The organism is Halomonas sp. DP5N14-9, assembly GCF_019802175.1.
In the GTDB taxonomy this organism is placed as follows: Bacteria; Pseudomonadota; Gammaproteobacteria; order Pseudomonadales; family Halomonadaceae; genus Halomonas; species Halomonas litopenaei.
This window is the reverse complement of sequence record NZ_JAHVHR010000009.1, coordinates 296,714-323,207: the sequence shown is the minus strand read 5'-3', so window position 1 is coordinate 323,207 and position 26,494 is coordinate 296,714. Positions and strand designations below refer to the sequence as shown.

Annotated in this window: 24 protein-coding genes; 17 read left to right on the top strand and 7 right to left on the bottom strand. The window is 65.7% G+C overall.

Annotated elements, in window-relative coordinates; translation table 11 throughout:
• Positions 1-7 precede the first annotated feature (7 nt).
• The 4 genes from KUW00_RS08140 to KUW00_RS08125 all read left to right on the top strand — a co-directional run bounded on the left by KUW00_RS08140 (position 8) and on the right by KUW00_RS08125 (position 3,671).
• Entirely contained in the window at positions 8-1,183 is a 1,176-nt protein-coding gene (locus KUW00_RS08140; protein ID WP_045993285.1) for a homoserine O-acetyltransferase, read from the top strand.
• Positions 1,173-1,769: a methionine biosynthesis protein MetW gene (gene metW / locus KUW00_RS08135; protein ID WP_222568760.1), complete on the top strand. Its 597-nt coding sequence runs from the start codon at positions 1,173-1,175 to the stop codon at positions 1,767-1,769. The genes KUW00_RS08140 and metW overlap by 11 nt, the downstream gene beginning before the upstream one ends.
• Positions 1,770-1,876: 107 nt before the next feature.
• Positions 1,877-2,347 (top strand): DUF4426 domain-containing protein, encoded by a 471-nt coding sequence (locus KUW00_RS08130; protein ID WP_162816430.1) that lies wholly within the window; start codon positions 1,877-1,879, stop codon positions 2,345-2,347.
• Entirely contained in the window at positions 2,337-3,671 is a 1,335-nt protein-coding gene (locus KUW00_RS08125) for an RNA polymerase sigma factor (protein WP_222568759.1), read from the top strand. The genes KUW00_RS08130 and KUW00_RS08125 overlap by 11 nt, the downstream gene beginning before the upstream one ends.
• 25 nt (positions 3,672-3,696) lie before the next feature.
• Here the strand turns inward: KUW00_RS08125 and sfsA are convergent, their stop codons facing one another.
• Positions 3,697-4,458: a DNA/RNA nuclease SfsA gene (sfsA, locus tag KUW00_RS08120; RefSeq protein ID WP_222568758.1), complete on the bottom strand. Its 762-nt coding sequence runs from the start codon at positions 4,456-4,458 to the stop codon at positions 3,697-3,699.
• Entirely contained in the window at positions 4,455-5,621 is a 1,167-nt protein-coding gene (locus KUW00_RS08115; protein ID WP_124805260.1) for an aminotransferase class I/II-fold pyridoxal phosphate-dependent enzyme, read from the bottom strand. The genes sfsA and KUW00_RS08115 overlap by 4 nt, the downstream gene beginning before the upstream one ends.
• A 283-nt stretch (positions 5,622-5,904) precedes the next feature.
• Between KUW00_RS08115 and dksA the strand changes: the two genes are divergently transcribed.
• From dksA to KUW00_RS08060, 11 genes are all read left to right on the top strand, one after another.
• Positions 5,905-6,342 carry an RNA polymerase-binding protein DksA gene (gene dksA / locus KUW00_RS08110; RefSeq protein ID WP_045993290.1) on the top strand — a complete coding sequence of 146 codons (438 nt, stop codon included), beginning with the start codon at positions 5,905-5,907 and terminating at the stop codon, positions 6,340-6,342.
• A 117-nt stretch (positions 6,343-6,459) separates the two neighbouring features.
• On the top strand, positions 6,460-7,377 hold the full coding sequence (gene gluQRS / locus KUW00_RS08105) for a tRNA glutamyl-Q(34) synthetase GluQRS (protein WP_108448697.1): 918 nt from the start codon (positions 6,460-6,462) through the stop codon (positions 7,375-7,377).
• A gap of 7 nt (positions 7,378-7,384) precedes the next feature.
• A complete protein-coding gene (locus KUW00_RS08100) occupies positions 7,385-7,561 on the top strand; it encodes a hypothetical protein (protein WP_045993292.1) in 177 nt (58 codons plus the stop codon).
• Positions 7,551-10,547, top strand: a complete 2,997-nt coding sequence (locus tag KUW00_RS08095; protein ID WP_222568757.1) for an ATP-binding protein — start codon at positions 7,551-7,553, stop codon at positions 10,545-10,547. Before KUW00_RS08100 ends, KUW00_RS08095 begins: the two co-directional genes overlap by 11 nt.
• Entirely contained in the window at positions 10,525-11,919 is a 1,395-nt protein-coding gene (locus tag KUW00_RS08090) for a sigma-54-dependent transcriptional regulator (protein WP_108448695.1), read from the top strand. Before KUW00_RS08095 ends, KUW00_RS08090 begins: the two co-directional genes overlap by 23 nt.
• Positions 11,920-13,053: 1,134 nt before the next feature.
• Positions 13,054-14,460, top strand: coding sequence for a polynucleotide adenylyltransferase PcnB (gene pcnB / locus KUW00_RS08085; protein ID WP_222568756.1), 1,407 nt, complete (start codon positions 13,054-13,056; stop codon positions 14,458-14,460).
• Between the two features lie 5 nt (positions 14,461-14,465).
• Positions 14,466-14,984, top strand: a complete 519-nt coding sequence (gene folK / locus KUW00_RS08080) for a 2-amino-4-hydroxy-6-hydroxymethyldihydropteridine diphosphokinase (RefSeq protein ID WP_222568755.1) — start codon at positions 14,466-14,468, stop codon at positions 14,982-14,984.
• Between the two features lie 205 nt (positions 14,985-15,189).
• Positions 15,190-15,981, top strand: a complete 792-nt coding sequence (gene panB, locus KUW00_RS08075) for a 3-methyl-2-oxobutanoate hydroxymethyltransferase (protein WP_045993297.1) — start codon at positions 15,190-15,192, stop codon at positions 15,979-15,981.
• A 10-nt stretch (positions 15,982-15,991) separates the two neighbouring features.
• Positions 15,992-16,840 carry a pantoate--beta-alanine ligase gene (panC, locus tag KUW00_RS08070; RefSeq protein WP_222568754.1) on the top strand — a complete coding sequence of 283 codons (849 nt, stop codon included), beginning with the start codon at positions 15,992-15,994 and terminating at the stop codon, positions 16,838-16,840.
• Between the two features lie 11 nt (positions 16,841-16,851).
• Positions 16,852-17,232: an aspartate 1-decarboxylase gene (gene panD, locus KUW00_RS08065; protein WP_045993299.1), complete on the top strand. Its 381-nt coding sequence runs from the start codon at positions 16,852-16,854 to the stop codon at positions 17,230-17,232.
• 41 nt (positions 17,233-17,273) lie between these two features.
• On the top strand, positions 17,274-17,648 hold the full coding sequence (locus KUW00_RS08060; RefSeq protein WP_045993300.1) for a translation initiation factor Sui1: 375 nt from the start codon (positions 17,274-17,276) through the stop codon (positions 17,646-17,648).
• Between the two features lie 35 nt (positions 17,649-17,683).
• On the opposite strand, the gene KUW00_RS08055 is transcribed toward KUW00_RS08060, so the two are convergent.
• Positions 17,684-18,568 carry an NAD-dependent protein deacetylase gene (locus KUW00_RS08055; RefSeq protein ID WP_108448693.1) on the bottom strand — a complete coding sequence of 295 codons (885 nt, stop codon included), beginning with the start codon at positions 18,566-18,568 and terminating at the stop codon, positions 17,684-17,686.
• Between the two features lie 165 nt (positions 18,569-18,733).
• Here KUW00_RS08055 and KUW00_RS08050 point away from each other — a divergent pair, with 165 nt between their 5' ends.
• Positions 18,734-19,651, top strand: coding sequence for a nuclease-related domain-containing protein (locus KUW00_RS08050; RefSeq protein ID WP_222568753.1), 918 nt, complete (start codon positions 18,734-18,736; stop codon positions 19,649-19,651).
• Between the two features lie 139 nt (positions 19,652-19,790).
• Here KUW00_RS08050 and KUW00_RS08045 read toward each other — a convergent pair whose 3' ends face one another.
• Positions 19,791-20,534, bottom strand: a complete 744-nt coding sequence (locus tag KUW00_RS08045) for a ribonuclease T2 family protein (RefSeq protein WP_222568752.1) — start codon at positions 20,532-20,534, stop codon at positions 19,791-19,793.
• Between the two features lie 151 nt (positions 20,535-20,685).
• On the opposite strand from KUW00_RS08045, the gene KUW00_RS08040 reads away from it, so the two are divergent.
• Positions 20,686-21,465: a RimK family alpha-L-glutamate ligase gene (locus tag KUW00_RS08040; RefSeq protein ID WP_045992374.1), complete on the top strand. Its 780-nt coding sequence runs from the start codon at positions 20,686-20,688 to the stop codon at positions 21,463-21,465.
• 116 nt (positions 21,466-21,581) lie between these two features.
• Here the strand turns inward: KUW00_RS08040 and KUW00_RS08035 are convergent, their stop codons facing one another.
• The 3 genes from KUW00_RS08035 to KUW00_RS08025 all read right to left on the bottom strand — a co-directional run bounded on the left by KUW00_RS08035 (position 21,582) and on the right by KUW00_RS08025 (position 26,494).
• Positions 21,582-23,300, bottom strand: coding sequence for a BCCT family transporter (locus KUW00_RS08035; RefSeq protein WP_045992375.1), 1,719 nt, complete (start codon positions 23,298-23,300; stop codon positions 21,582-21,584).
• Between the two features lie 175 nt (positions 23,301-23,475).
• Complete coding sequence (locus tag KUW00_RS08030; RefSeq protein WP_213229398.1) at positions 23,476-24,813, bottom strand: deoxyguanosinetriphosphate triphosphohydrolase; 1,338 nt, start codon at positions 24,811-24,813, stop codon at positions 23,476-23,478.
• A gap of 184 nt (positions 24,814-24,997) precedes the next feature.
• On the bottom strand, positions 24,998-26,494 hold the full coding sequence (locus tag KUW00_RS08025; RefSeq protein WP_045992377.1) for a tripartite tricarboxylate transporter permease: 1,497 nt from the start codon (positions 26,492-26,494) through the stop codon (positions 24,998-25,000).

The window sequence follows — 26,494 nt, the reverse complement described above, 5'->3', positions numbered from 1 at the left end:
ACGACTGATGCCCGAGACGACTCGCGATTCGGTCGGACTGGTGACGCCGCAGGTGGCGCACTTCGACGACCCTCTGCCCCTGGTCTGCGGCAAGACGCTGCCGGCCTACGACCTGGTCTACGAGACCTACGGCACCCTCAATCAGGACCGCAGCAATGCGGTCCTCATCTGCCATGCCCTGTCCGGCCACCACCACGCCGCGGGTTATCATGACGAGGCCGATCGCAAGCCAGGCTGGTGGGACGCCCACATCGGTCCCGGCAAGTCCATCGACACCGATCGTTTCTTCGTCATCTCGCTGAATAACCTCGGCGGCTGCCACGGCTCCACCGGGCCTTCCAGCATCAACCCGGACACCGGCCGCCGCTGGGGGCCGGACTTCCCCATGGTCACCGTCTGCGACTGGGTCGACAGCCAGGTTCGCCTGGCCGATCGCCTGGGCATCAGCCGCTTCGCCGCCGTCGTCGGCGGCAGCCTGGGCGGCATGCAGGTGCTGCAGTGGTCACTGGCCTATCCGGAACGCATCGCCAACGCGGTGGTCATCGCCGCCACGCCCAAGCTGTCGGCGCAGAACATCGCCTTCAACGAGGTCGCGCGTCAGGCCATTCGCTCGGACACCGACTTCCACGACGGCCACTACGCCGATCACGAGACCCTGCCCCGTCGCGGACTGAAGCTGGCGCGCATGGTCGGCCACATTACCTATCTGTCCGAAGACGCCATGGGTTCGAAGTTCGGCCGCGATCTGCGCAGCGAAGACCTCAACTTCGGCTTCGACGTGGAGTTCCAGGTGGAGTCCTACCTGCGCTACCAGGGCGACGCCTTTTCCACCTCCTTCGACGCCAACACCTATCTGCTGATGACCAAGGCGCTGGACTACTTCGACCCGGCCTCGTCCCACCAGGGCGACCTGGCCAAGGCCCTGGCCCCGGCTGAGTGTCCGTTCCTGGTGGTCAGCTTCAGCACCGACTGGCGCTTCCCGCCGTCACGCTCCAAGGAGCTGGTCAACGCCTTGATTCGTGCCGGCAAGTCGGTCAGCTACGCCAATATCGACTCGCCCCACGGCCATGACGCCTTCCTGATGCCGGAGCCACGCTATCAAGCGATCTTCGCCGGCTTCATGAGACGCGTCGCCGATGACCTCAAGCTGCCGTCACGCCAGGAGGCCGACCATGCGCTCTGACCTCACCCTGATTCACTGCTGGATTCCCGAGGGCGCCCATGTGCTCGACCTGGCCTGCGGTGACGGCACCCTGCTGCACGCTCTGGCGCGCGACAAGGGCGTCACCGGTTACGGTCTGGAAATCGATCCTGACGGCATCACCGCCTGCATCGAGAAGGGCGTCAGCGTCATCGAGCAGAACCTCGACGAAGGACTCGCCAACTTCGAGGATGACGCCTGCGATCTGGTGATCATGACCCAGGCGTTGCAGGCGCTGCGCCGCCCCGACCGCATGCTCGACGAAATGCTGCGGGTGGCCCGGGAATGCATCATCACCTTCCCCAACTTCGCCTACTGGCGCCACCGGGTCCATCTTGGGCTACGCGGCTACATGCCGGTGTCCAAGTCGCTGCCCCACGCCTGGTACGACACCCCCAACATCCACCTGTCGACGTTCAATGACTTCGAGGCGCTGTGTCGTGACAAGGGGGTGACCATCGTCGACCGCGCGGTGGGCATCAAGGACCACGAAGGTAGACGGCTGTCACGGCTGTGGCCCAACCTGTTTGGCGAGATCGCGATCTTTCGCGTGAGCCGCGACGGCTGACACCTGGCGCGGGCGCGCCACAGGCCTCGGCGCGACAGGATGGGCCGAGGGTCAAGGCAGCAATGGGTCGGACGTCAGCAGGCAGGCCTGCTGCCAAGGAGGATGAGATGAACGTCAATCGAGCCAGCCACCGACGATACGCGCTCGCCTTGTCGCTGCTGGTGCTGCTGGCGCTGCAGGCATTGCCGACGGCGCCAGCCCAGGCCCAGCAGTTCGAGCGCTTCGGCGATATCGAGGCGCACTACAGCGCCATCACCACCGACTTTCTCCCCGAGGAGATGGCCCGCCGTCTGGATATCCAGCGCAGCCCGCACCAGGGTCTGGTCAGCCTCAGCGTTCGCGACGCCGATGGCCAGGCTCTCAACGTCGCCACCGAAGGCAGCGTCTCGGTGGTGGGCAAGCCCGGCGAGACACCTCTGGCCTTTCGCACCCTGCGGGAAGGCGATGGCATCTCGCGCTACGCCACCTTCGCCATCGACACCAGTGCGCCGATGCGCTTTCGGCTCTCGCTGCAGCTTGACCGCAACGCTTCCCCCGAGGCAGTCAGCTTCTTGAAACGGTTCTATCGTGACCAGTGATCCCCTTTTCTCTTCCGCGCTACCCGTCACCTCGGCGGTCGGCGACGCCCTGAAAGAGTGCGCTCAGGGCGCCACCGGCGGCCTCGAGACCCTTGCCAGGCTGACGGTGCCTCACCTGACCGCCATCGCCCGCCACTTTCTCGACGCGCCAAGGGATGTCGAGGACGTGATCCACGACACCCTGGTGCTGGCATGGCACAACGTCTGGCGCTTCGACCCCGCCGCCGAGTCCCCCCATGCGTGGCTGATGCAGGTGTTCGCCTCGCGCCTGGCGAGCCAGCGCCTGGCGTTGGCCACACCGGCCGATGCCACGCCCTGGCGGCTCGATGTCGACCGCGTCGTTCTGCCGCCTCCGCTGACGGATGCCCAGCGCCCGACGCTGGACGCCTTGATGGCGCTGTACCAGCAGTTGCCTCCGGCGTCGGTGGATGATGCCCTGAAGGCACGACTGTGCTGTGCCATCAGCCTGCTGGATGCCAGCCGCGACATGCCGCTGACGCCCGGCGGTGAGCCCGCCGACCCCAGCCTGTACGATCCCAGTCTGGGCCCGCGCATGAGCCTGTCACGACTGGCCCAGCGGGCCAAGGGACTGATCAATCGCTCGCTGACACTGCCGCTGGAGCACCTGGCCCTGCGCCTGTGGCTGTCCGAGGCCCCAGGCAGCCGGCCCCTCGAGGCCCGCGGCCTGCCCCGACGCGGTATCGAATCACGCTACGGCGAGGCCCTGGACGTCAGCGTCGACCCGCGTCGGCTGCTCAAGCAGATCCACTATCCACGCTCCTTCCCGGATCGGCGCGAGCGTCACCGGATCAGCGATCGCCTGTTATGGGACGGCGACTGGGATCTGTCGACGACCCACGCCCTGTCGAGCCGTCGCATGCACTTCATCGCCGACATCTGGGCACACCGTCGCGACCCAAGCCAGAGCCGCAGCTACCACCAGCTGGCCGAACGCCTGGCCAGAGGCAAGCCGGTGGCCTCGCACTCCGACGGCATGGTGCTGGATCGTCCCGAACGCATCCTCGCCTATCTGCGCCGTTACCTCCTGTACATGGAGGCCATGGCCTGTTTCGGCTTCGACAATGGCCTCGGCAAGGACCGTCTGGGCGCGGCGGTGGATCGGCACGGCGAGCTGGTCAAGATCAACAAGGGACTGCACCGCATGGCCATGGCCCAGGTGATCGGCATACCACGGGTCGAGGTGCGCGTCCGCGGCATCCATCGTCAGTGGTGGGACCAGGTCAGCGAGGGAGCCAAGGGCGACACCGCCATGCTGCGCGTCCTCGCGGCCCTGCCCGACTGCCGTCCGTCCGCAGCAGACTGAACCCGCCCCTCACAGAAGCGCCGATTCAGGCCTCGACGAACTGCGCCATCGGCCGCACCGGCAAGGCTGCATCCAGGGTCAGCGACAGTGGCCTGCCCTGGTCGTCTCGCCGGGCGCGGATGCGGTAGGCCAGCACCTCGACGCCCTCGGCCATCACCCGTCTCAGGGTATCGCCGTACCCCGGATCCAGGTGCATCGCCGGGGCGACATCGTCGATGCCCTCGTGGACGACCAGGAACAGCAACACCGCTCGCTTCCCCTCGGCCACCAGCTGCGCCAGGCTTTCGAGGTGCTTGCGCCCACGTTCGCTGACCGCGTCGGGAAAGTAACCGTGGCCATCGCTTTCCTTGAGGGTGACCTGCTTGACCTCGACGAAGCAGCTCGGGCGCTCGTCGTCATCCAGGCGAAAGTCCAGCCGGGCGTTGACCACCTTGGCCTCGCGCTTGATCGCCGAATAACCCGTGAGTTCGGCCACCGTCCCCGAGCGCAAAGCCTCCTCGACGATCCGGTTGGCTCGTCCGGTATGCACCGAGGCCAACGCCGACGCAGCACCGGCCTGGGCGTCGCCAGACGGCAGTTCGATCAATTCCCAGGTCCAGGCCAGCTTGCGCGCCGGATTGTCGCTGGGGGACAGCCAGACCCGGGCGCCGGGGACATTGACCGCGCGCATCGAGCCGGTGTTGGGGCAGTGGGCGACCACCTCGCGCCCGTCGTCGAGGCGCACATCGGCCAGAAATCGCTTGTAGCGGCGCAGCAATACGCCGCCGACCAGGGTGGGGTAGTTCATGAGCCCTGCCGTGCCAGAAAACGTTCCAGACGCGCCAGCGCTTCCTGCAGACGCGGCACTTCGGTGGTAAAGGCGATGCGCACGTGGAGCTCGCCGCCCTGCAGGGCAAAGTCGGTCCCCGGGGTAATCGCCACGTTCTCCTCTTCGAGCAGGCGCAGGCAGAACGCCTGGCTGTCGTTGCTGTAGGCGGAGATGTCGAGCCAAAGATAGAAGGCCCCCTGGGGCGGCAGCGACGGTGCCAGGCCGAGCCGCGACAGCCCTTCCAGCAAGGCGTCCCGGCGTGTCTGGAGCTCTCGCCGGCGCTCCTCGAACAACGCCTGACACTCCGGGCTGAAAGCGGCCAGCGCCGCGTGCTGGGCCGGCGTGGAGGCGGCCAGGAAGACGTTCTGAGCCAGACGCGTCAGCGGCTCCACGGCGTCCTCGGGCGCCACCAGCCAGCCCAGGCGCCAGCCGGTCATGCCGAAGTACTTCGAGAAGCTGTTGACGATAAAGGCCCGATCGCTGAGTGACGCCACCGACAGCGGCGCCATGCCGTAGTTGAGCCCCTGGTAGATCTCGTCCACCAAGAGTTCACCACCACGCTCGGCCACCGCGTCCACCACCGCGCCGAGCGCCGCGCGCTCGAGCACATGGCCGGTGGGGTTGGACGGCGAGGCCAGCATCGCCAGGCGCGTATCGTCGCGCCAATGCCGCTCGATCAGCTCGGCGTTCAGCTGCCAGCCGCTATCAAGCCCTACCGGCACCGCGTCTACCCGGGCGCCGGCCAGCGCCATGAAGTGGCGATTGCAGGGGTAGTTCGGGTCGGCCATCAGCACGCCGTCTCCGGGCCCCGCCAGCAATTGACTCGCCAGCAGCAGCGCCCCGGACGCGCCGGGGGTGACGATAATCCGCTCCGGCGCCACCTCGGCATCGAAGTGCTCACGATAGTGGCCGGCAATCGCCTCGCGAAGCGCAGGAATACCGGTGGCAGGGGTATAGCGGGTGCGTCCCTCGTCCAGGGCACGGTGGCCGGCCTCGCGCACCGCAGGTGGGGTCGAGAAGTCCGGCTCGCCGACCTCCAGATGGATCACGTCCTCGCCGGCCGCCTCGCGCTGCTGAGCAAGTTCCAGCAGATGCATCACACGGAAAGGGGCGACCCCTTCGACCCTGGCGTTAAAGCTCATGGCTTCCTCTCTTGATCGCGGCCCGCAGCGAACCCGAGCCCTGCTTGATGGTCCAATGGAGGTATTGAAACATGGAACCTGGTCGCCGTCCGTCACCGTCCAGGACGCCAATCATTGATCCGGACGATGCGGGCTACGACTTTCGGGGAGAAAACTGGTAGTTATCGCGCAAAAGTATTGCACTACGGCCAAATATCCGCTAAACAACCTTCCCTTTGGCGTGAGATACCTTAGCCTAGCGTGGGGTATTGATCAGCAGTCACTAAAGTAATGAGGCAATCCCATGCCAGTTGCACAGAAAAAACCGGAAGCGCCCAAGAAGTTCATCCCGTACGAGCCGGCGGCGGGTGAAGAATACATGAACGAGAAGCAGCTCGAGCACTTCCGCCAGATTCTGCTTGGCTGGAAGCAGGAGCTGATGGAAGAAGTCGACCGTACTGTTCGCCATCTGCAGGAAGAGGCCAACAACTACGCCGACCCGGCTGACCGTGCCACCCAGGAAGAGGGCTTCAGCCTGGAGCTGCGGACCCGCGATCGCGAGCGCAAGCTGCTCAAGAAGATCAACGAGACCCTCGAGATGATCGATGAGGACGACTACGGCTTCTGCGATGCCTGCGGCGTGGAGATCGGCATCCGTCGCCTGGAAGCGCGTCCCACCGCCACCCTCTGTGTCGACTGCAAGACCCTGGCCGAACTGAAGGAAAAGCAGCTCGGCGGCTGATCCCCCCCTCGCCGGACCTTCGACAACGGGCACCTCAGGGTGCCCGTTTGCGTGATCACCTGCCCCGCGGCTGCCTGTTCACGAGGGTTGCCTGTTCCCGATAGCGCTGGAGCCCCCATGCACCACGTCCATGGTCGCTTTGCCCCCACCCCCTCAGGACCGCTTCACGCCGGCTCGCTGGTGGCCGCGGTGGCGAGCTATCTGGATGCGCGTAGCCAGCAAGGCCGCTGGAGCCTGCGCATCGAGGATGTCGATCCCCCCCGCTGCCCTCCTGGCAGCGTCGATACCATCCTGCGCCAGCTCGAGACCTTTGGCCTCGCCTGGGACGGCGAGGTGCGCTACCAGAGTCATCGCCATGACGCCTATGCACGTGCCCTTGCGCGGCTGACCGAGCAGGGCATGGCCTACCCCTGCAGCTGCTCGCGCAAGCAGTGGCGGGACCACGGCATCTATCCAGGCTGGTGCCGCGACGGCGTATGCCAGCCCGAGGCCCCGCAGGCCTGGCGCCTGCGCAGCGACCTGGGGCAGCGCCCGGTCAGCTGGCACGATCGGCTGCAGGGTCTGCAGCGCTTCGACCCTGCCGCCCTGGGTGACGTCGTGCTCAAGCGCAAGGACGGCCTCTGGGCCTACCAGCTGGCGGTGGTGGTGGATGATATCGACCAGAACATCACCGACGTGGTGCGCGGCGCCGATCTTCTCGACAACACCCCCTGGCAGCTGCAGCTGCTCGAAGCCCTCGGTGCCGAGCCGCCGCGCTACCTTCACCTGCCGCTGGTGATAGGGCAGGATGGGCAGAAGCTGTCCAAGCAGAACCTGGCCCGACCGCTGCCCGAAGATCCCCGTGACGTACGCCGGCTGCTGCATGCCACCCTGGCACTGCTGGGGCAGTCCCCCGACCCGGCGGCGAGCGAGGCGCCGGTGGCCGAGCAGCTCGAGGCCGCCTGCCGCCGCTGGCGTCCTCGACAGATCCCCCGCGCAGACATCGCCTCGCAGGGGCTGCAAGTGGACGGCGACGACGCTGACACCAACGAGTGAGCCTGCCATGTACGTCTACCGCATCATGCTGCTGCTTGTGTTTTGCGGGTATCTGCTCTCGCCGCTGCTGATGACCGGCTGGGGCCAGCCCGGCAACGCCTGGTACCGCCCGTTCCTGATCTGGGGGGCACTGATCGCCCTGACCCTGTGGCTCGAGCAGAAGCGAGCGCTGGATGAGCGCTGAGCTCGTCTCCCTTGTACTGCTGGGGCTTGGCTACCTGTCGGTACTGTTCGCCACCGCCAGCGCGGTGGAGCGCGGCTGGATTCCGCGGCGGCTGGTCCACCACCCACTGATCGGCATCCTGGCCCTGGGCGTCTACGCCAACGCCTGGGCGGTGATCGGCAGTCTTGGCGTGGCCCACCAGCGGGGATTTGGTTATCTCGCCTACTACCTGGGTGCCGCCGGCGCCTTTGTGCTGGCACCGGTCCTGCTGCTGCCGTTGCAGCGCATGACGCGAACCCACCAGCTGTCTTCTCTGGCGGACCTGTTCGCCTTTCGTTTTCGCTCCCGCTGGGTCGGCACCTGCGTCACCCTGCTGAGCCTGGTGGCGGTCATGCCGCTGCTGGCGATGCAGGTGGAGGCCATGAGACATGCCATCCATCGCTACACCGACGCTGCCTCTCCAGGCCTGCTGTCGCTGTTGCTGTGTGCCTTGATCGCACTGTTCGCGATACTGTTCGGCGCCCGTCATACCCACGTCCATCGGCGCTACGACGGCTTGACCGCCGCCATCGGCCTGGAGTCGCTGATCAAGCTGGTCGCCTTTCTCGGGCTGGGCGCCTTTGCGCTCTACGCCATCTTCGACGGCCCCGGCGACCTGCAGCACTGGCTGGACGGGCCCGGCCGCGTCCACCAGGCACAGGCGAGCCAGTTCGATGCCGCCCAATGGAGAACCCTGCTGCTGCTGTTCTTCGCCGCTGCGCTGCTGATGCCTCACATGTTTCACGTGACCTTCGCCCGCCCGCTCAGTCGCCGAACCCTGCTCAGCGCGGGCTGGGGACTGCCGCTCGTGCTGCTGCTGATGGCACTGCCGGTGCCGCTGGTGCTGTGGGCCGGTCAGCGCATGGGGGTGGCCGATGATATCCAGGAGGCCGCCTACGTCATCTTCGCGCTGTCCGATAGCCCCGCCGTCACCGCCCTGGCCTTTGTCGCGGTACTGGCCGCCACCTGCGGCACCCTGATCCTGAGCGCGCTGGCGCTCGCCGGGATGGTGCTGAACCATCTGGTGCTGGTCGCCCATCCCCCGGTGGAGCACCCCGACCTCTATCGCTGGCTACGCTGGCTAAGGCGCGGCCTGATCGGCGCCATCATTGTGGCCGGCTGGCTGTTCGCCCAGGCCGTCGACGCCAATACCGAGCTGACCCGACTGGGGCTGGTGGCGGTGGTTGGCATGGCTCAGTGTCTGCCGGGTCTGCTGGCCCTGCTGTACTGGCCCGGTGCCAACCGCAAGGGGGTGATGACCGGCCTCGGCCTGGGTGTGGCGATCTGGTGTGCCGGCCTGTGGCTGCCGCTGCTCAGCGATCTGCCGCCGCTGCTTGCGCCGCTGGACGCCTTGCTCGGGCTCCTGGGCGACGAGGCTGTCACCGACTCGCCCGCCTGGTATCCGGTCGCCCTGGTATCGCTTGGCGTCAATGGCCTGAGCCTGATTCTGGTGTCGCTGATCACCCCCACCTCCGCCGGAGAACGAGCGGCCGCCGAGGCCTGCTCGGTGGATGCGGTCATCCGCCCCAAGCGCCTGCCGCTGAATCTGGCCGACAGTGATGACGTCAGGCGGCGCCTGGCCATGGCGCTGGGCGACGAGGTCGCCGAGCGCGAAGTGACCCGGGCGCTGGCAAGCCTCCATCAATCTGCCAAGGATGCCAGGCCCTACGCGCTGCGACGTCTGCGCGACCGTATCCAGGCCAACCTGTCCGGCCTGATGGGCCCATCGGTCGCCCAGGACATCGTCGATCACTACCTGCCCTATCGGCGCGATGGGCGAGTGCCGAAGGAAGATATCCACTTCGTCGAAAGCCGCCTGGAGGCCTACCGATCTCGCCTCACTGGCCTCGCGCGGGAACTCGATGAGCTGCGACGTCACCATCGCCGCATGCTGACGCGACTGCCTGTCGGGCTGTGTGCCTTCGGTGACGACGGCGAGGTACTGATGTGGAACGACGCCCTGGCCGAGCTCAGCGAGATTTCCGGCGAGGAGATCATTGGCGCCCATCGCCAGGCCCTGCCCGCGCCCTGGGCCGAGCTGCTCGGGACCATTCTGGAAAGCGACAAGGACCGGCTTTACCAGGAAGCTGTGGAGCTGCCCCGGGGGTTGCGTTACGTCAGCCTGCTCAAGGCCAGCCTGGTGGACGAGCCGGCGGCAGACGCCGCTGGTGGCACGGTCATCCTGGTCGAGGACCACAGCGAGATGAAATGGCTGGAGAACGAACTCATCCACGCGGCTCGCCTCGCCTCCATCGGCCAGATGTCCGCCGGCGTGGCCCACGAGATTGGCAACCCCATCACCGGCATCTCATCGCTGGCCCAGAACCTGCGCTATGACACCACGGATCCCCACGTGCTCGAGACCGCCGAACAGATCCAGACACTGACCAAGCGCGTGTCGCGTATCGTTGGCTCACTGGTGGGCTTTGCCCACGGCGGTCGCCACGTCACCGGCAGCGACTTCGCGCCGGTATCGGCCAGGCATCTGGCCGACCAGGCGCTGCACTTGCTCAAGCTGGCCCGCAAGAGCGACGATGTTCGCTACGACAATCGCTGTCCGGCGCGGCTCGACATCACGGGAGACGAGCAGCGCCTGCTGCAGGTATTGATCAACCTGCTGAGCAATGCTCGTGACGCCAGCCCGGCCAACGGCCTGGTGGTCATCGACGCCGGCGAGGAAGGTGAGCGTCACTGGCTGTCGGTCACCGACCAGGGGCCCGGCATCGATCCCAGCGTGCGCGAAAACCTGTTCGAGCCCTTCACCACCACCAAGCCGCCAAGCCAAGGTACCGGTCTTGGTCTCGCCCTGGTGGTAAGCATCGTGGCCGAGCACCAGGGCAAGGTCGAGGTGGAGTCGCCCCTGCCGGGGCAGGCCGGTGGCACCAGAATTCAGGTATGGTTACCTTCTCCCGATGTCCATCGACCTGCCGGGGATATGCCGATCCATGAGCCGAATCCTGATCGTTGAAGACGAAGCCATCATCCGCAGCGCCCTGCGCCGCCTGCTCGAACGCCACGACCACCGCGTGTGCGAATGCGAGTCGGTGGAGCAGGCATGCGGGCAGGGCTTTGGCGAGTACGACCTGATCATCAGCGACCTGCGCCTGCCCGGTGCACCCGGCACCGACCTGATCAAGGCCGCCGCCCCCTGCCCGGTACTGATCATGACCAGCTACGCCAGCATGCGCTCGGCGGTGGATGCGCTGAAACTCGGCGCGGTGGACTACGTCGCCAAGCCGTTTGATCATGATGAACTGCTGGAAACCGTGGCTCGAGTACTGCACCGCCAGGCGAGTCAGCGCAGCACGCCGCCCGCCATCGCCGACGAGGGTGGACGGCGCCACACCATGATCGGCAACTGCCCGGCGATGCAGGCGGTCTACACCCGTATCCGCAAGACCGCCCCGGCAGACGTGACGGTACTGATTCAGGGTGAATCCGGTACCGGCAAGGAGCTGGTGGCCAAGGCCCTGCACCAGCAGAGCCGCCGTGCCGAGGCGCCGCTGGTCTGCGTCAACTGTGCAGCCATCCCCGAGACGCTGATCGAATCTGAGCTGTTCGGTCATGAGAAGGGCGCCTTTACCGGGGCCAGCGCCATGCGTACCGGACTGGTCGAGGCCGCCGACGGCGGCACCCTGTTCCTCGACGAGATCGGCGAATTGCCGCTGGACGCCCAGGCCCGATTGCTGCGGGTGCTGCAGGAAGGCGAGATACGCCGCATCGGTTCGGTGGAGACGCGCCACGTCGACGTTCGGCTGATCGCTGCCACCCACCGTGACCTGCGCGCCCTGTCACGCAGCGGAGACTTCCGTCTCGATCTCTACTACCGCTTGAACGTCATGCAGATCGACCTGCCTCCGCTGCGCGAGCGCGAGGACGACATTCTCGAGATTGCCGACGTGCTGCTGGCCAAGGCCTGCAAGCGCCACGCCCGCGACGGTCTGCACCTGTCTCGCGCCGCACGGCGGGACATCGCCGACTACCCCTGGCCAGGCAACGTCAGGGAGCTGGAAAATGCCCTGGAGCGTGGCGTGATCCTTGCCGAAGGCCAGTTGATCCATCCGGACGACCTGGGCCTGGCAACGGTGCCGGTAACGCGCCCGCCCAGTCCCCCCAAGGAGGCGGCCACGTCACTGGAGGCGCCCGCCTCCGAAAGATCCGACACGGCTACCGAGGACGACCTGTCGCTGGAAGACTACTTCCAGCACTTCGTGCTCGAACATCAGGACCAGATGAGCGAGACGGAGCTGGCCAACAAGCTGGGAATTTCACGCAAGTGCCTGTGGGAGCGCCGCCAGCGTCTGGGTATCCCGCGCAAGAAGGCGGCGCGGCGCCACTGACGCGAGACCACAGGCTCGACACCCTGGGGCCCTCGCCCCGCGCTTCGCCCCGGCCTCCCTTGGGCCGCTCACCTTGCCCTCCCTTCGACTCACCCCTCGACTCACCCCTCGGCTCGCCCCTCGGCTCGCCCTTGCCTGCCGCTTCCTGCCATGCCCCCTGCTTTGGTTCATTCGACCATGGTGCAAGTGTCTGTAGCGATCAATACAGGCATTGTAGGCCCTGCACGCCAGCTACCTCTTGATGCACCGGTTGTTACCATCCCACACAGGGGAGTGCGCCAAAATGGGTAGCCCGAGGTAACACAAATGACCCGGCGGTTTGCTTCGAACCAACGACAATGAAGCAAGCGGCTGATAAAAAAGAAAAAAATCAAAGTAGGCACGACAACTGCAGTAAGTCTGGGCAAGAACAACAAATTCCGGCGATCGTGGGCAGCCAACAACAATAACCTGCACCGCCACGATCGAATCCGCCGCCCCAACAACAACAACGCTTCCAGGTGAAGCAGGCGGATTGGGCACTAGGCACCGCAGCCTTGACAACAACAATACGGACCTGCGGAGCTACCACTCGTCGAACAACAACTAGACGACGAGGCCCGGAGTACCAGGACGCGACGCGCCAACGATGACCGACCAACAAGAACAACAGGGTCGTCAGAGCGCACTCCCGGCAACAATGCCAATAATCCGGGAGGAGGCATGATCCCATGCCGTCGTGGTTGGACTATTGTTTTGAATACGAGACGGTCGCCGTCAGGAGCGCCAATAACAACAACATCATTGCTTGCCTGAAACTCCTTGGTGACTGTGGTGCGTATTCAAGGCGATGCGCCATCACGAAGAAAAATTAGCAGCACGGACGCTGCATCCTGCTTTGATGGGGAGGCCCTTGGCCTCCCCTTCTGCTGTCTGGCCTCCGAGCGTCAAGCCAGTCGTTGCCCCGCCAGACGAGACAGCCCCCAAGGGCTCAATCGCCATGGGCAACCGGACCTTTTGCGCCTCTTCGCAGCACGAACACTGCGCCGACTGTCGTCCTTGACACCCGAGCGGCTTTGTCCACTGCGCTTTGCAAGGCCGGGAGCGTCCGCTACACTCATCACCTTTCCGTACCCCGCGAGTCCAAATCGCCGCATGATCAAAGGATTTACCCGCTTTCTACAGAGCCCAGGCGAGCACTTGAAGTCGCTGTTCGGCGCTCAGGAAGCCGCCGCAGGACCGCCGATGCCCCGCGTACTCACACGCGACGAACACCCCGTGTCCCGTCGCCAGTTCAGCGAAGCCTCCCTCAAGGTGCTCTACCGCCTGCACAACGCCGGCTACGAAGCCTATCTGGTCGGAGGCTGCCTGCGTGACTCCCTGCTCGGGATCGCTCCCAAGGATTTCGACGTGGCCACCGACGCCACGCCGGAGCAGGTCAAGCAGCTGTTTCGCAATTCACGCATCATCGGCCGCCGCTTCCGTATCGTGCACGTGCGTTTCGGCCGCGAGGTCATCGAGGTCACCACCTTCCGTGGCAAGCCCCGTGACGACCACGGCGAGCATGTCGCCTCCCAGTCCGATGACGGCCTGCTGCTGCGCGACAACGTCTGGGGCAATATCGAGGAAGACGCGCTGCGTCGCGACTTCACCGTCAACGCCCTGTACTACAGCATCGCCGACTTCAGCCTGCATGACTTCGCCGGTGGGGTCGACGACATCGAGTCGCGCACCCTGCGCCTGATCGGCGACCCGGAGACCCGCTACCGCGAGGACCCGGTGCGCATGCTCAGGGCCATCCGCTTCGCCGCCAAGCTGGACTTCGATATCGCCCCGGATACCGAGGCGCCGATCGCCGAGATGGCGCCGCTGCTGTTGCAGATTCCTCCGGCGCGGCTATTCGATGAGATCCTCAAGCTGTTCCTGTCCGGCGAGGGTCTGACCACCTTCCGTCTGCTGCGGGACTATGGCCTGTTCGCGATGCTGTTCCCCGAAGCCGACGAGTGCATGGCCGAGCTACCCTGGGCCGAGCCGCTGATCGAGCAGGCACTGGAAAGCACCGACCGTCGCATTCGCGAGGATCGCCCGGTCACGCCCGCCTTCCTGCTGGCCGCCTTCATGTGGGGGCCGGTGCAGCTGCGCCAGTGTGATCTCGAGGCCGACGGCATGCCTCCCGTTCCGGCCCTGCAGACCGCCGCCCAGCAGGTCATCAGCCGCGAGCTGCAGCACGTATCACTGCCCAAGCGCTTCAGCATGCCGATGCGAGACATCTGGGACCTGCAGCAGCGTCTGCCGCTACGTCGTGGCAAGCGTGCCTTCCAGACCCGTGACCATCCGCGCTTCCGTGCCGCCTACGACTTCCTGCTGCTGCGCGAGGCCGCCGGCGAACTCGAACCGGGACTGGGTGACTGGTGGACCGCCTTCCAGGAAGCCGACGAGCACGAACAGCGCCGTCTGCTGGGCAAGGTAGGCGCCGACCCTGCCGGCACCGCCGCCCCGCGCAAGCGCCGTCGCCGGCGGCGCAAGCCGCGCCCGCAACAACCGCCGCAGTCGGACGAGTGAGCCAGGTGGGGCGCCATACCCAGGCCTTTATCGGCCTCGGCAGCAATCTCGACGCCCCCCGTCGTCAGGTCGAGCAGGCTCTCGAGGAGCTCGACCGGCTGCCGTTGACGCGCCGTGTCGCGGCCTCTCGGCTGTACGCCAGCCGCCCGGTCGGTCCCCAGGACCAGCCCGACTACGTCAACGCCGTGGCCGAACTCCACACCCGGCTGTCGCCGCTGGCCCTGCTCGACCAACTGCAGGCGCTGGAGCAGCGTCATCGACGCCTACGCCGGCGCCACTGGGGGCCCCGCACCCTGGATCTCGACCTGTTGTGGATGGATGCCGCCGAGTGGCGCCACCCGCGCCTCACGCTGCCACACCCGGAATTGGCGAACCGCGCCTTCGTGGTACTGCCGCTGGCCGAGATCGCAACAGACCTCAGATTGCCCGACGGTCAGACCCTGGCATCGCTGGCCGAGCGCTGGAACGGCGCCCTCACCTCGGGTGATCTATCCCCATTGAACGCCACCGAGGCCGTTCGCTGAGCACCTGGAGCCCAGGTGGCCCGAAGCCTCCAGGCACTCACTAGACGCCGATCGACCTCTACCACTTTGGTCGCTGTTACCTTGAACCCTGCTCTGCCTTGGTCAACGTTACCTATCGACACAGATTCACCCATCGGTAACAATCCGCGGTGATCACTCTGGGGCAGTCATAGAAGTCGCCCCACCGCCAACACGAGAACACGCCATGACTTCCGTCACCCTGAGCTCGCTGAAGGCTCGCAAGCGCGCCGGTGAACCCTTCAGCTGCCTGACCGCCTATGACGCCTCCTTTGCCGCCGCCGCCGGGCGCGCCGGCATCGACGTGCTGCTGGTCGGGGATTCCCTTGGCATGGTCCTGCAGGGGCACGACAGCACCCTGCCGGTCACCATGGACGACATCCTCTACCACACCCGCTGCGTGGCACGCGGCAAGGGCGACAGCCTGCTGATGGTCGATCTGCCATTCATGGGCAATCCCAGTCGCGAGCGCCTGCTGGACAACGCCGCCGCGCTGATGAGGGCCGGCGCCGAGCTGGTCAAGGTCGAGGGTGAGGGCTGGATGGCCGATGACATCCGTGAACTCACCCGTCGCGGGGTGCCCGTCTGCGCCCATTTGGGGCTGACCCCCCAGACCGTGCATCAGCTCGGTGGCTACAAGGTCCAGGGACGCGAGGCCGAAGCCGCCAGCCGTATCCTCGAGGACGCCCGAGCGCTGGTCGAGGCCGGCGCCTCGGTGATCCTGCTGGAGTGCGTGCCGGCGAGTCTCGGTCGTGCCGTCAGTGAAGCTCTGGAAGTGCCGGTGATCGGTATCGGCGCCGGCCCCGACACCGACGGCCAGATCCTGGTGATGCACGACGTGCTCGGCGTGACCCACGGGCGGACCCCGCGCTTCGTCAAGAACTTCCTGGCCGAAGCCGAGGACATCGAAGGCGCCTTCCGTCGCTACCACGAAGCGGTGCTGGCGCGGGAGTTCCCGGCTGCCGAGCACTGCTTCTAGGAGGTCTGCGATGCACGTCCATTCCGCCATCGCCAAGCTTCGCGAAGCGCTCGCGCCTCACCGCCGCAGTGGTGCCCGCATCGGCCTGGTGCCGACCATGGGCAACCTTCACCAGGGCCACCTGGCGCTGGTGGAAGCGGCCCGCGAGCGCTGTGACCTGGTGGTCGCCTCGATCTTTGTCAATCCGCTGCAGTTCGGCCCCAGCGAAGACCTGGACAACTATCCGCGCACCCTCGAGGCGGACCTGGCCAAGCTCGAGGCCGCTGGCTGCGACATGGTGTTCACCCCGACCCCGGCGACCATGTACCCCGACGGCCTCGACGGCCAGACCCTGGTGCGGGTACCCGAGGTCAGCGAAGGCCTGTGTGGCGGCGCCCGACCCGGCCACTTCGACGGCGTCTCGACCGTGGTCAGCATGCTGTTCCATATCGTCCAGCCTGACCTCGCCTGCTTCGGCGAAAAGGACTACCAGCAACTGGCGGTCATTCGCCGCATGGTCCACGACATGCACATGCCGATCGAGATCGTCGGGGTGCCCACGGTGCGCGAGGCCTCGGGACTGGCGCTATCGTCGCGCAACGGCTACCTGAGCGAGGCCGAGCACGCCACCGCCGCCGAACTGCAGGCCACCCTGGTGACGCTTGCGCGCAGCCTCGAGGCCGGCGCCGACATCGACGCCACCCTTAAAGAGGGACGCGCGCGCCTGGCCTCCCACGGCTTTGCTCCCGACTATCTGGAGCTGCGCGCCCGTGACCTCGGCGCGGTGACCGCCACCACCCGTGACGCCATCCTGCTGGTGGCCGCCCGTCTCGGCGCCACGCGACTGATCGACAACCTCACTGTGACGCTACCTCGATAGGAGCCCCCTAGATGTACACCATCATGCTCAAGGCCAAGCTGCACATGGCTCGCGTGACCCACGCCGTGCTCAACTACGAAGGCTCCTGCGCCATCGACGGTGAACTGCTCGACCTCGCCGGTATCCGCGAAAACGAACAGATCCAGATCTACAACGTCGAGAACGGCCAGCGCTTCACCACCTATGCCATCCGTGCCGAGGAAGGCTCCAAGGTGATTTCGGTCAACGGCGCCGCTGCCCACCTGGCAAGCGAAGGCCAGCGCGTGATCATCTGCAGCTACGCCCACTACAGCGACAGCGAACTCGACCAGCACAAGCCCTCCCTGGTCTACCTCCAGGAAGGCAACGAGATCAGCCACACCAGCAACGCCATCCCGGTCCAGCTGGCCTGATCCGACCGCACCATCGCACCACCCGACAGGAGCGCACCACCATGGCATCGCTGAAGGAACAACTCGGCTCGCTCGTCTACTCCACCGAACACGGCGACATCTGCCCGGACTGCCGTGAACCGAAGGACGCCTGCCGCTGCGACGAGATCCAGGACCAGGCGCGCCTGGCCAGCCTGGATGGGGTGGTGCGAATCCGCCGGGAAACCAGCGGGCGCAAGGGCAAGGGTGTCACCACCATCGACGGCGTGCCGCTTGCCGACAAGGAGTTGAAGGCCCTGGCCAAGGAGCTGAAGAAGCGCTGCGGCACCGGTGGCGCGCTGAAGGACGGCGTCATCGAGATCCAGGGCGACCATCGCCAGGTGTTGAAAGACGCCCTGGAGAAGAAAGGCTACAGGGTCAAGCTGGCCGGAGGCTGAGCTCTGGCTCGTCTGAAAACTGGCTGGGCCGGCGCCTAGCCCAGGTCCCGGACCAGCGCTTCCAGCGCCTGATCGGCCGGGGCCTCGAGCTTGACGTCGAACAGTTCATCGGCGCGGGTGCGCCCCAGATTGATGCAGGCCACCGGGCGTCCCGCCTTCACGCTTTCGCGCACGAAGCGAAAGCCGGAATAGACCATCAGCGAACTGCCGACCACCAGCAGGGCGTCGCTGTCCTCGAGCAGCCCTCGGGCGCTGGCCAGCGTCGCCGCTGGCACGTTGTCGCCGAAGAACACCACATCGGGCTTCCAGATACCGTCGCCACAGCGGCCACAGGAGGGCACCCGAAAGCTCGAGAAGTCCGCCTCCAGGTCTGCATCGCCGTCCGGCGCAGGCCGCACCGGCGACGTTTGCGCCACCCACTGCGGATTGCAGCGTGCCAGCTCATCGTGCAGAGCATGGCGCATCTGGCGCGCACCGCAGCTCATGCACACCACCAGATCCGCCCTGCCGTGCAGATCGATGACCCGCCGGGAACCCGCGCGCTGGTGCAGTCCATCGACGTTCTGGGTGATCACCCCGGAGACCTTGCCGCGCAGCTCGAGCTCGGCGATGGCCCGGTGCGCCGCGTTGGGGCTGGCCTCGTTGAGCACGCGAAAGCCGATCATCGCCCGCGCCCAGTAGCGCTGACGCGAGGCGTGGCGAGACATGAAGTCGCGATGGTCGATCGGCGGCGAGCGCTTCCACTCGCCCTGGGCGTCGCGATAGTCGGGGATACCGCTGGCGGTGCTGATGCCGGCGCCACTGAGCACGGCGATGCGCCGGTGACGACAGACGAGGGCGTACAGCGCATCCATCGCCGACGCTGACGCTTCTCGGTTGACGCAAGTTCGTGCCTCGCTACCGCCGCCGACATTCGTCATTGCTCCTCCCCTTGTGACCGCGCACCAGCACCCGGGACAGGCCCGCCGGCCCTGCCCCCATGGCCAAGACTACCCCCGGGCGATCGATAAGACCAAGGGCGCCATGGCCCAACAGGCACGTCGTTGTCTACAATGGACGGGATTCTTCACGGGCAAGGAGTGCCGATGGCCTGGCTGGACTACCTGCTGCCGCTGTTCTTTCTGTTCCCCCTCGCGGCGGCCGCCACGGTGGTGGTGGCACTCCGAAGCTTGCACGACGCGCGAGTACGCTCGCCGTTCGACGCCCACCCGCTGCGTGAGCCTGGGCAGGCCCTGCGCGATCGGCTGGATCGCGCCTTCGCCACCCTGTTCCTCAACGCCGCCCTCGGCCCCGTGCTGGTGCTGACCCCACTGGTCTACGGCATGGGCCGGATGCTGTTCTCGCGCCACCAGAACTGGATCGAATGGGCGCTCTACGGTGTGCTGTGCACACTGCTGGCGATCGTGGTCAGCTTCCGACTGATGCGTGACTACCAGCGTATCCGTCGCCTGAAGCTGGGGCTCGCCTGCGAACTGGCCGTGGGTCAGGAGCTCGAACGCCTGATTCGCCCCGAGGCCCACCCCTACTTCGTGTTTCACGACGTGCCCGCCGACACCTTCGTGATCGACCACGTGGCGATCACCCCCCACGCCGTCTTCGTCATCGAGACCCGTGCCCGCACCCCGGCCATCAGTCCCGCCGGCGAGACCGAGGACACCGTGGTGGTCGAACACGAGCGCCTGCGCTTTCCCGGCTGGATGGAGCGACGCCCCCAGCGCAAGGCCCGCCAGGCCACCCGCTGGGTCGCTTCCTGGCTATGTCGCGAACTGGGGCAGCCGGTGCCGGTCAAGGGCATCCTTGCCCTGCCCGGCTGGAAGATCGAACGTGAGGTCCCCGACGACGATCTTGCCGTGGTCAGCGGAGAAGGGCTTGCCGCCCATCTGACCGACGTCTGCCCTGGTATCGCGCCGATGGATCCGACGCTGCACGACCGGGTCATCGAGGCCTTGAACCGGCGAACACTGACGCGGGAGCTTGGCCACCTGGAAGGCCCGTCCATCTAGGCTCTGTCCGAAAAGTCGACGAGCGAAGGTTAGACAAGGCAAAAATCGGTGAGAAAGCGCAGTTTACGGGGTGTAAATGAGCATTTTGATCCGATTTTTAACGCAGTATTACCGAGCGCAGGCACTTTTCGGACGAGCCCTAGAAGCGGCGCAGCTCGATCCGGCTGGGGCAGCGTCCATGATCCACCGGAGCGAAGCTCTTTCTGGCCGGAAAGTCATCGATGTGCTCCGCCTCCAGGCCAATGCGCACCTCGGTGAGCAGTCGGTTGCCCGAGCCCCCGCACTGCAGCGACAGGGAGCTGCCGGTACCCCGTCCGAAAGCCTCCTCGAAGGCCGCGATCAGCGCATTGCGCCTGACCGTCGAACCTCGGTTGTCGCGCATGAAGTCCCCCAGGGCCCCGGCGTTGACGATCTCGGTCAGCGCCAGGGCACCGTCGAAGAAGTCATCATCGCTGATCGACAGGCAGGCACCGTGCTTGGCGTACTCGTAACGGTCGAGACAGCTGGCCCTGCCGGGCATGGCGTCGTCGAGCTCCTGTTCAAGCGATGAGCCGATATCGATGGCAGGCCCTGCCTGGCAGAAGTCGCCCGCTGGCCTCGGGCGTTCAAGAAAGCAGCCCTGGCGGCGCCACTCGCTGACACTGACGCCCTGTGAGATCAGCCTGACGGGGCGTGACGGCCACAGCCCGTGGATCACGAAGCCGTCGTCGGCCCCGACCATCAGCGACGGATCCCGGCACTCTCGTGGCGGCTGACGGCGGCTGGCGCAGAACCCGGGATGCCAGGTCAGCGCCAGCACATAATGATCGAAGTGCTCTCGCTCGAGATCCTCCAGTGCCTCACGCTGCTCCTGCGGCTCGTGGGCCTGGGTGCCAGCGACCATGGTGAGGGCCAGCAGCACCGCAGCCAGCGCACGCCATGGTTGCCGTCGACGGGCTCCCCGGTCCCCCTGTCGCCTTGCAATCGGCGACCACAGTTGGCAAGGTGCGCCGCCTCGCTTCAATCCTCTTTCGTCTTTCTCGGATGACTGTCTCATGAACCTGATCACCTTCGATCCGTTACGGAGTCTGGGGGTCCCGGGGGCGCGATACATCAAGCCTGAGCACATGAATGACCATCGCCAGGCCCTGGCCGATGCCGACGCCCTGCTGTTCCCCGAATACTGGCAGATCAATGCCCTGGCCTACGGCCTCAATCCGCGCGTCTTTCCCAGTCTACCCAGCTATCACCTGGGTCACGACAAGATCGAACAGACCCGCGCCTTCCAGGCCTGCTGCCCCGAGGCAACGCCCGATACCGCCATCCTCGGGGTCAATTCAGACGCCATCCACCAGGTGGAGGCGCGCTTCGGCTACCCGTTCGTGGTCAAGCGGGTGCGCAGCTCCATGGGCGAGGGCGTGCGCCTGATTCGCTCCCGCGAGGCGCTGATCGATCACCTGTCCAGCGAGAATCTGCTCTACGCCCAGCGCTACCTGCCCATCGAACGCGACCTGCGCATCGTGGTGGTCGGGCGCAGGGTGCTGGCCGCCTACTGGCGCGAGAGCCCGCTGGGCGACTTTCGCACCAATGTGGCACGCGGCGGCGAGATCCGCCACGACCCGGTGCCGGCCTCCGCCATCGAGCTTGCCACCACCCTGGCCCAGCGCCTGGGCATCGATCATGCCGGCTTCGACATCGCCATGGTCGACAACGCCCCGATGGTGCTGGAGTTCAACCGCCTGTTCGGCAACCAGGGCATCGACTCCCCCGAGACCAGCGTGGGAGAGGCGATCCTCGAACACCTCGAGCAGGATAGCTGGCGCCAGGCGGCCTGATCCTTGAGCCTTGCTGGTCGCCGCTCTCGGAGCGATCCCCCTTCACAAGATCGACCACAAGAAAACGGGCCACCGTCGCAATGACGGTGGCCCGAGCAGTCGGCGCTGAGCGCTGATTACAGCCGTGAAGGATGGCTCGCCGGGTCGCCCTCCTGGTGGGGCTTGTCGTCATGATCGACACCGTGGTGCTCCCCTTCCGGCAACTCCCAGGTGCCATCCTCGGTCCAGGGGTCGTCCTCGGGGAATTCCTCGATATAGATTTCCTTGTCGGTGTAGTCCGGCTGATAGCGCAGATCGTAGTGGGCCGCCCGCACGGTCGAGATGCACAACAACAGCGCCACCAGCAGCAAGGGCACACCCCCTACCACCGAGGCCGTCTGCAGGGTCTCGAGCCCACCGATGAACATCAGCACCGCCGGCATGAACGACAGCGCAAAGGCCCAGAACAGTCGATTCCAGCGCATCGGTTCCTCGTCGACCTCCTTCTGCACCACCGCCGCCAGGATGTAGGAGATGGAGTCGAAGGTGGTGGCGGTGAAGATCAGCGCCAGCAGGGTGAAGGCGAAGATCACCAGGTAGCTCAGCGGCAGGGTCGACAGGGTGGCGAAGATCGCCGCCGTGGGGCTCTGCTCATTGAGAATGGTGACCAGATCCAGGGTGCCGGACAGCTGCAGGTAGAGACCGTAGTTGCCGAGGATGATGAAGAAAAGGGCGCAGCCCAGGGTACCGAAGAAGATCGAGCCCGCGACCATGGAGCGGATGGTGCGGCCGCGGGAGATGCGCGCGATGAACAGGCCGACGCTGGGGGCGAACACCAGCCACCAGGCCCAGTAGAAGATGGTCCAGTCCTGAGGGAAGTGGGTGTCCTGGAAATTCTCGAAGCGGGCGAAGGGCTCGGTCCAGGTACCCATGTGCACCAGATTGCTGAGCACCCTGCCAAGGGCATCCAGGCCGGTGCTGGCCATGAACTGGGTCGGCCCGACGATGAAGACGAAGGTCAGCAGCGACACCGCCAGCCAGAAGTTGATGTCCGACAGCACCTTGATACCCTTCTTGAGGCCGACGAAGGCGCTGTAGCCGAAGACAACGGTACACAGCATCAGCACGAAGATGCGCGTCGCCAGGGTCTTCGGAAAACCGAACAGCTCATGCAGCCCCTCGTTGATCAAGGGCGCCGCCAGTCCCAGGGTGGTGGCACCGCCGCCCAGCATACCGAACACGAACAGCACGTCGATCAGCTTGCCCGGCCAGCGGTGGGCACGGCTCTCGCCCAGCACCGGCATCAGCGCCTCGCTGATCTTGAGCACGCTGTGATTGCGCACGTAGTAGAAGTAGGCAATGGGAATCGCCGGGATCAGATAGATCGACCAGGCCACCGGCCCCCAGTGGAAGATACCGTAGGCCGCCGCCCAGCGCGCCGCATCCGGCGACTGAGGCTCCACATGGAAGGGTGGCGCCTGGTAGTAGTAGATCCACTCGATCATCGACCAGTAGAGAATCGAGGCGCCGATACCGGCGCAGAACAGCATCGCCGCCCAGGACAGGGTCGAGAACTCCGGCTGTTCCTCGGGGTCACCCAGCTTGATCTGGCCGATATCGCTGAACACGATGAACAGCATGAAGCCGCTGGCCCCGAGCCCCAGGGCCAGATACAGCACACCAAGTTCATTGGTAATGAAGTTCTTGGCCGCGATGACCCAGGTTGCCCCCTGTTCGGGGAACACCACCAGAGGCAGAGTGACAGCAAGGAGGAGAAACAGCGAACCGAAGAAGGTGGGCTTGTCGATCGCATCAAAGCCTTGATCGGAAGAGGCGGGGGAGGATTTCCTTTTCACGGGCCATACCCTTGTTATCGTTTTCCCCAGTATACGCAGTCTTCCTGCATCAAACGTCATCCATTGACTTAGGCCGCGCAGCGACAAACGCCCTATCGTCCGCCGCTGGACTCCCTTGGCCGGAACGCCCTGGTTCAATCACCCCGCAGCTTGCCGCCTGAACACACTCAATTCTTCAATCACCCCGCAGCTTTCCGCCCATCTCTTGCGCCAGGTCGACCGCGTAGTGGTCCGTCATCCCACCGATAAAGTCGAGCATGCGTCGATAGCTGTCGTACAGGGACCAGGACGGCAGCGGGGTGTTCTCGCCGATCAGCGCCAGCACCCGTTGGTGCTTGAAGCTCGAATGGCCGGTGTGGTGCAACTCGTGGGCCGCGCCGATAAAGGCCTCGAGCAGAATGCCGAGGGTGGTGTAGGCACCGATCTCCAGCTTGGCCTTGCGGGTATTGCGGAAGATGCGCTTGCGCGCCAGCTGCTTGGCCAGCTTGACCCCCCAGTCCAGATCCGGGTGGCACAGCTCCAGCAGGTCATCCTGAAGCGTCCCGGAAAGCAGCTCCTGCTCATGCTCGACGAACACCTGGCCCACGTCGGTGACCGCTCGCTCCATGGCCGCCCCTCGCAGCGCCGCGATACGCCGGCGTTGAGACACACCGGTACGGTTCATCTCGGCGTAGTCCGACGGCTCGCCACCGGCGATCTGGGTCAGGATCTCGGCCACCTCGTCGAAGGCCAGGATATCCATCTCCACCCCGTCCTCGAGGTCAAGCAGGGCGTAGCAGATGTCATCGGCGGCCTCCACCAGCCAGGCCAGCGGATGGCGACACCAACGGTGCTCGCCCTGGGGAATCAGTCCCAGATGGTCGGCCACCTGCTCAAGTGCACCGAGTTCGCTCTGATAACAGCCGAACTTGCCGGCCTTGCCACCGTGGGTCACCGTCCACGGATACTTGAGCAGGGTACCGAGGGTCGCTGCGGTCAGGCGCATGCCGCCGCGAAACTGGTTGTACTCGATCTGGGTGACGATACGAAAGCCCTGGGCGTTGCCTTCGTAGGTCAGCAGGTCCTCGCGCTCCAGCGGCGACAGTCCCTCGAGCAGCCCGCTGCCGTTGACCTCAGCGCACTTGAACCAGTCGCGGATGGCGTACTCACCGGCATGGCCAAAAGGTGGGTTGCCGATGTCATGTCCCAGACAGGCCGCCTGGATGATTACCCCCAGATCCGCCGGAGTGATCCAGTCGGGCAGGCGGTCACGCAGCAGCTCACCCACGCTCATGCCCAGCGAACGGCCGACGCAGCCCACTTCAAGCGAGTGGGTCAGGCGGGTGTGGATATGGTCGTTGTCGGTGAGGGGATGCACCTGGGTCTTGCGTCCCAGGCGACGAAAGGAGCCGGCGAAGACGATGCGATCGTGATCCTTGTGGAAGGGACTGCGTCCCACCTCGTCACGAGTCCCGCCACGCGGATCGTGCAGTCGGCCCGGATCGAGCAGTCGTTCCCAGTTCATGGTCTTCATCGATGGCCCCTCCTTGTGGCCCTCCATTCTGACACCCGGGACGACACCTGCAAGGCCACGACCGCGAGGTCGCCAGGACCCTCATGACAGGCCCTAGGCGCATCGATGGAAAGTCGATGGAAAGGCCCGGTGGATACACCTCCACCGGGCCCTCTTTCTTTAGCGACGCTTTAGCGACGCTTCTCTACGCCAGCCGACGCTTGAGCATCATGGCGTAGACCGCTCCGGCCACAATCAGGGTGGCGGCGAAGGCGTAGATCCCGATCGAGATCCCGCTGTTGACCAGGATGCTCCAGTCACCACCGCTGATCGACATCGCCCGGCGCAGATTGAACTCCATCTGCCCGCCCAGCAGCAGGCCGAGCACCACCGGCACGGTGGGAATCTCGAGTTTTCTGAGCACATAGCCGAGCACCCCGAAGGCCAGCATCATGTACAGATCGAAGGGACTGTTGTTGAGCGAATAGACCCCGACAAAGGCGATCAGAACCACCATCGGCATCAGCAGCCAGCTGGGGGCCTGCAGCACCCGAGCGAACAGTCCCACCAGCGGTACGTTGAGCACCAGCAGCATGATGTTGCCGATAAACAGCGCCGCCACCAGGCCCCACACCATCTCGGGCTGCTGGGCGAACAACAGCGGCCCCGGGGTGATGTTCATCGACAGCAGCAGGGCCAGCAGAATCGCGGTGGTGCCGCTGCCGGGAATGCCCAGTGACAGCATCGGAATCAGCGCGCCACCGGCGGCGGCGTTGTTGCCCGCCTCGGGCGCGGCCACACCGCGCGGGTCGCCGTTGCCGAAGTCACCCTTGGCTCCCAGCCAGCGCTTCTCGAGCATGTAGGACAGGAAGCTGCCGAGCGAGGCGCCGGCGCCGGGCAGCACCCCGGAGACGAAGCCGATCAGCGAGCCACGACCGATGGTGCCCTTGCACGACAGCGACGCCTTCATCCCCGGCCAGGCCGAGCCCAGCTTGATATGCGGCTTGTCGGCGTCGTGGCGCTGTTCGAGAAACACCAGGCATTCGGAGATGGCGAACAGTCCCACCAGGGCCACGATAAAGTCGATGCCGTCGTAGAGCTCGAAGGTACCGAAGGTGTAGCGCGCGACGCTGGACACCGGGTCGATGCCCACGGTCCCCAGCAGCAGGCCCAGACAGGCGGCGATGAAACTCTTGGTAAAGCTGCCGCTGGTCACCCCGCCGATGGTGGCAAAGGCCAGCAGGAACAGCGCGAAGTACTCGGCCGGACCGAACTTGATCGCCAGGTCCACCAACAGCGGCGCGAACAGCGTAAGCCCGATGGTGGCGATGGTGGCGCCGACGAAGGAAGCCACCGCCGACAGCCCCAGGGCCTCGCCTCCGCGCCCCTTGAGGGCCATCGGGTAGCCGTCCAGGGTGGTCATCATCGCCGGCTCGTCGCCGGGGATATTGAGCACGATGGAACTGATCCGCCCACCGTACATGCAGCCATAGTAGACGCTGACCAGCAGGATCAGCGCGGCGGTGGGATCCAGGCCGAAGTTGAAGGCCAGCGGGATCATCAGCGCCACCCCGTTGACCGGGCCGAGCCCTGGCAGCGCCCCGATCAGGGTTCCCACGGCGCAGCCGATCAGCGCCAGCAGCAGAAATTCCGGCTGGGTCGCCACGGCGAAGCCCTGGGCAAGAAAGGCAAGCGTTTCCAT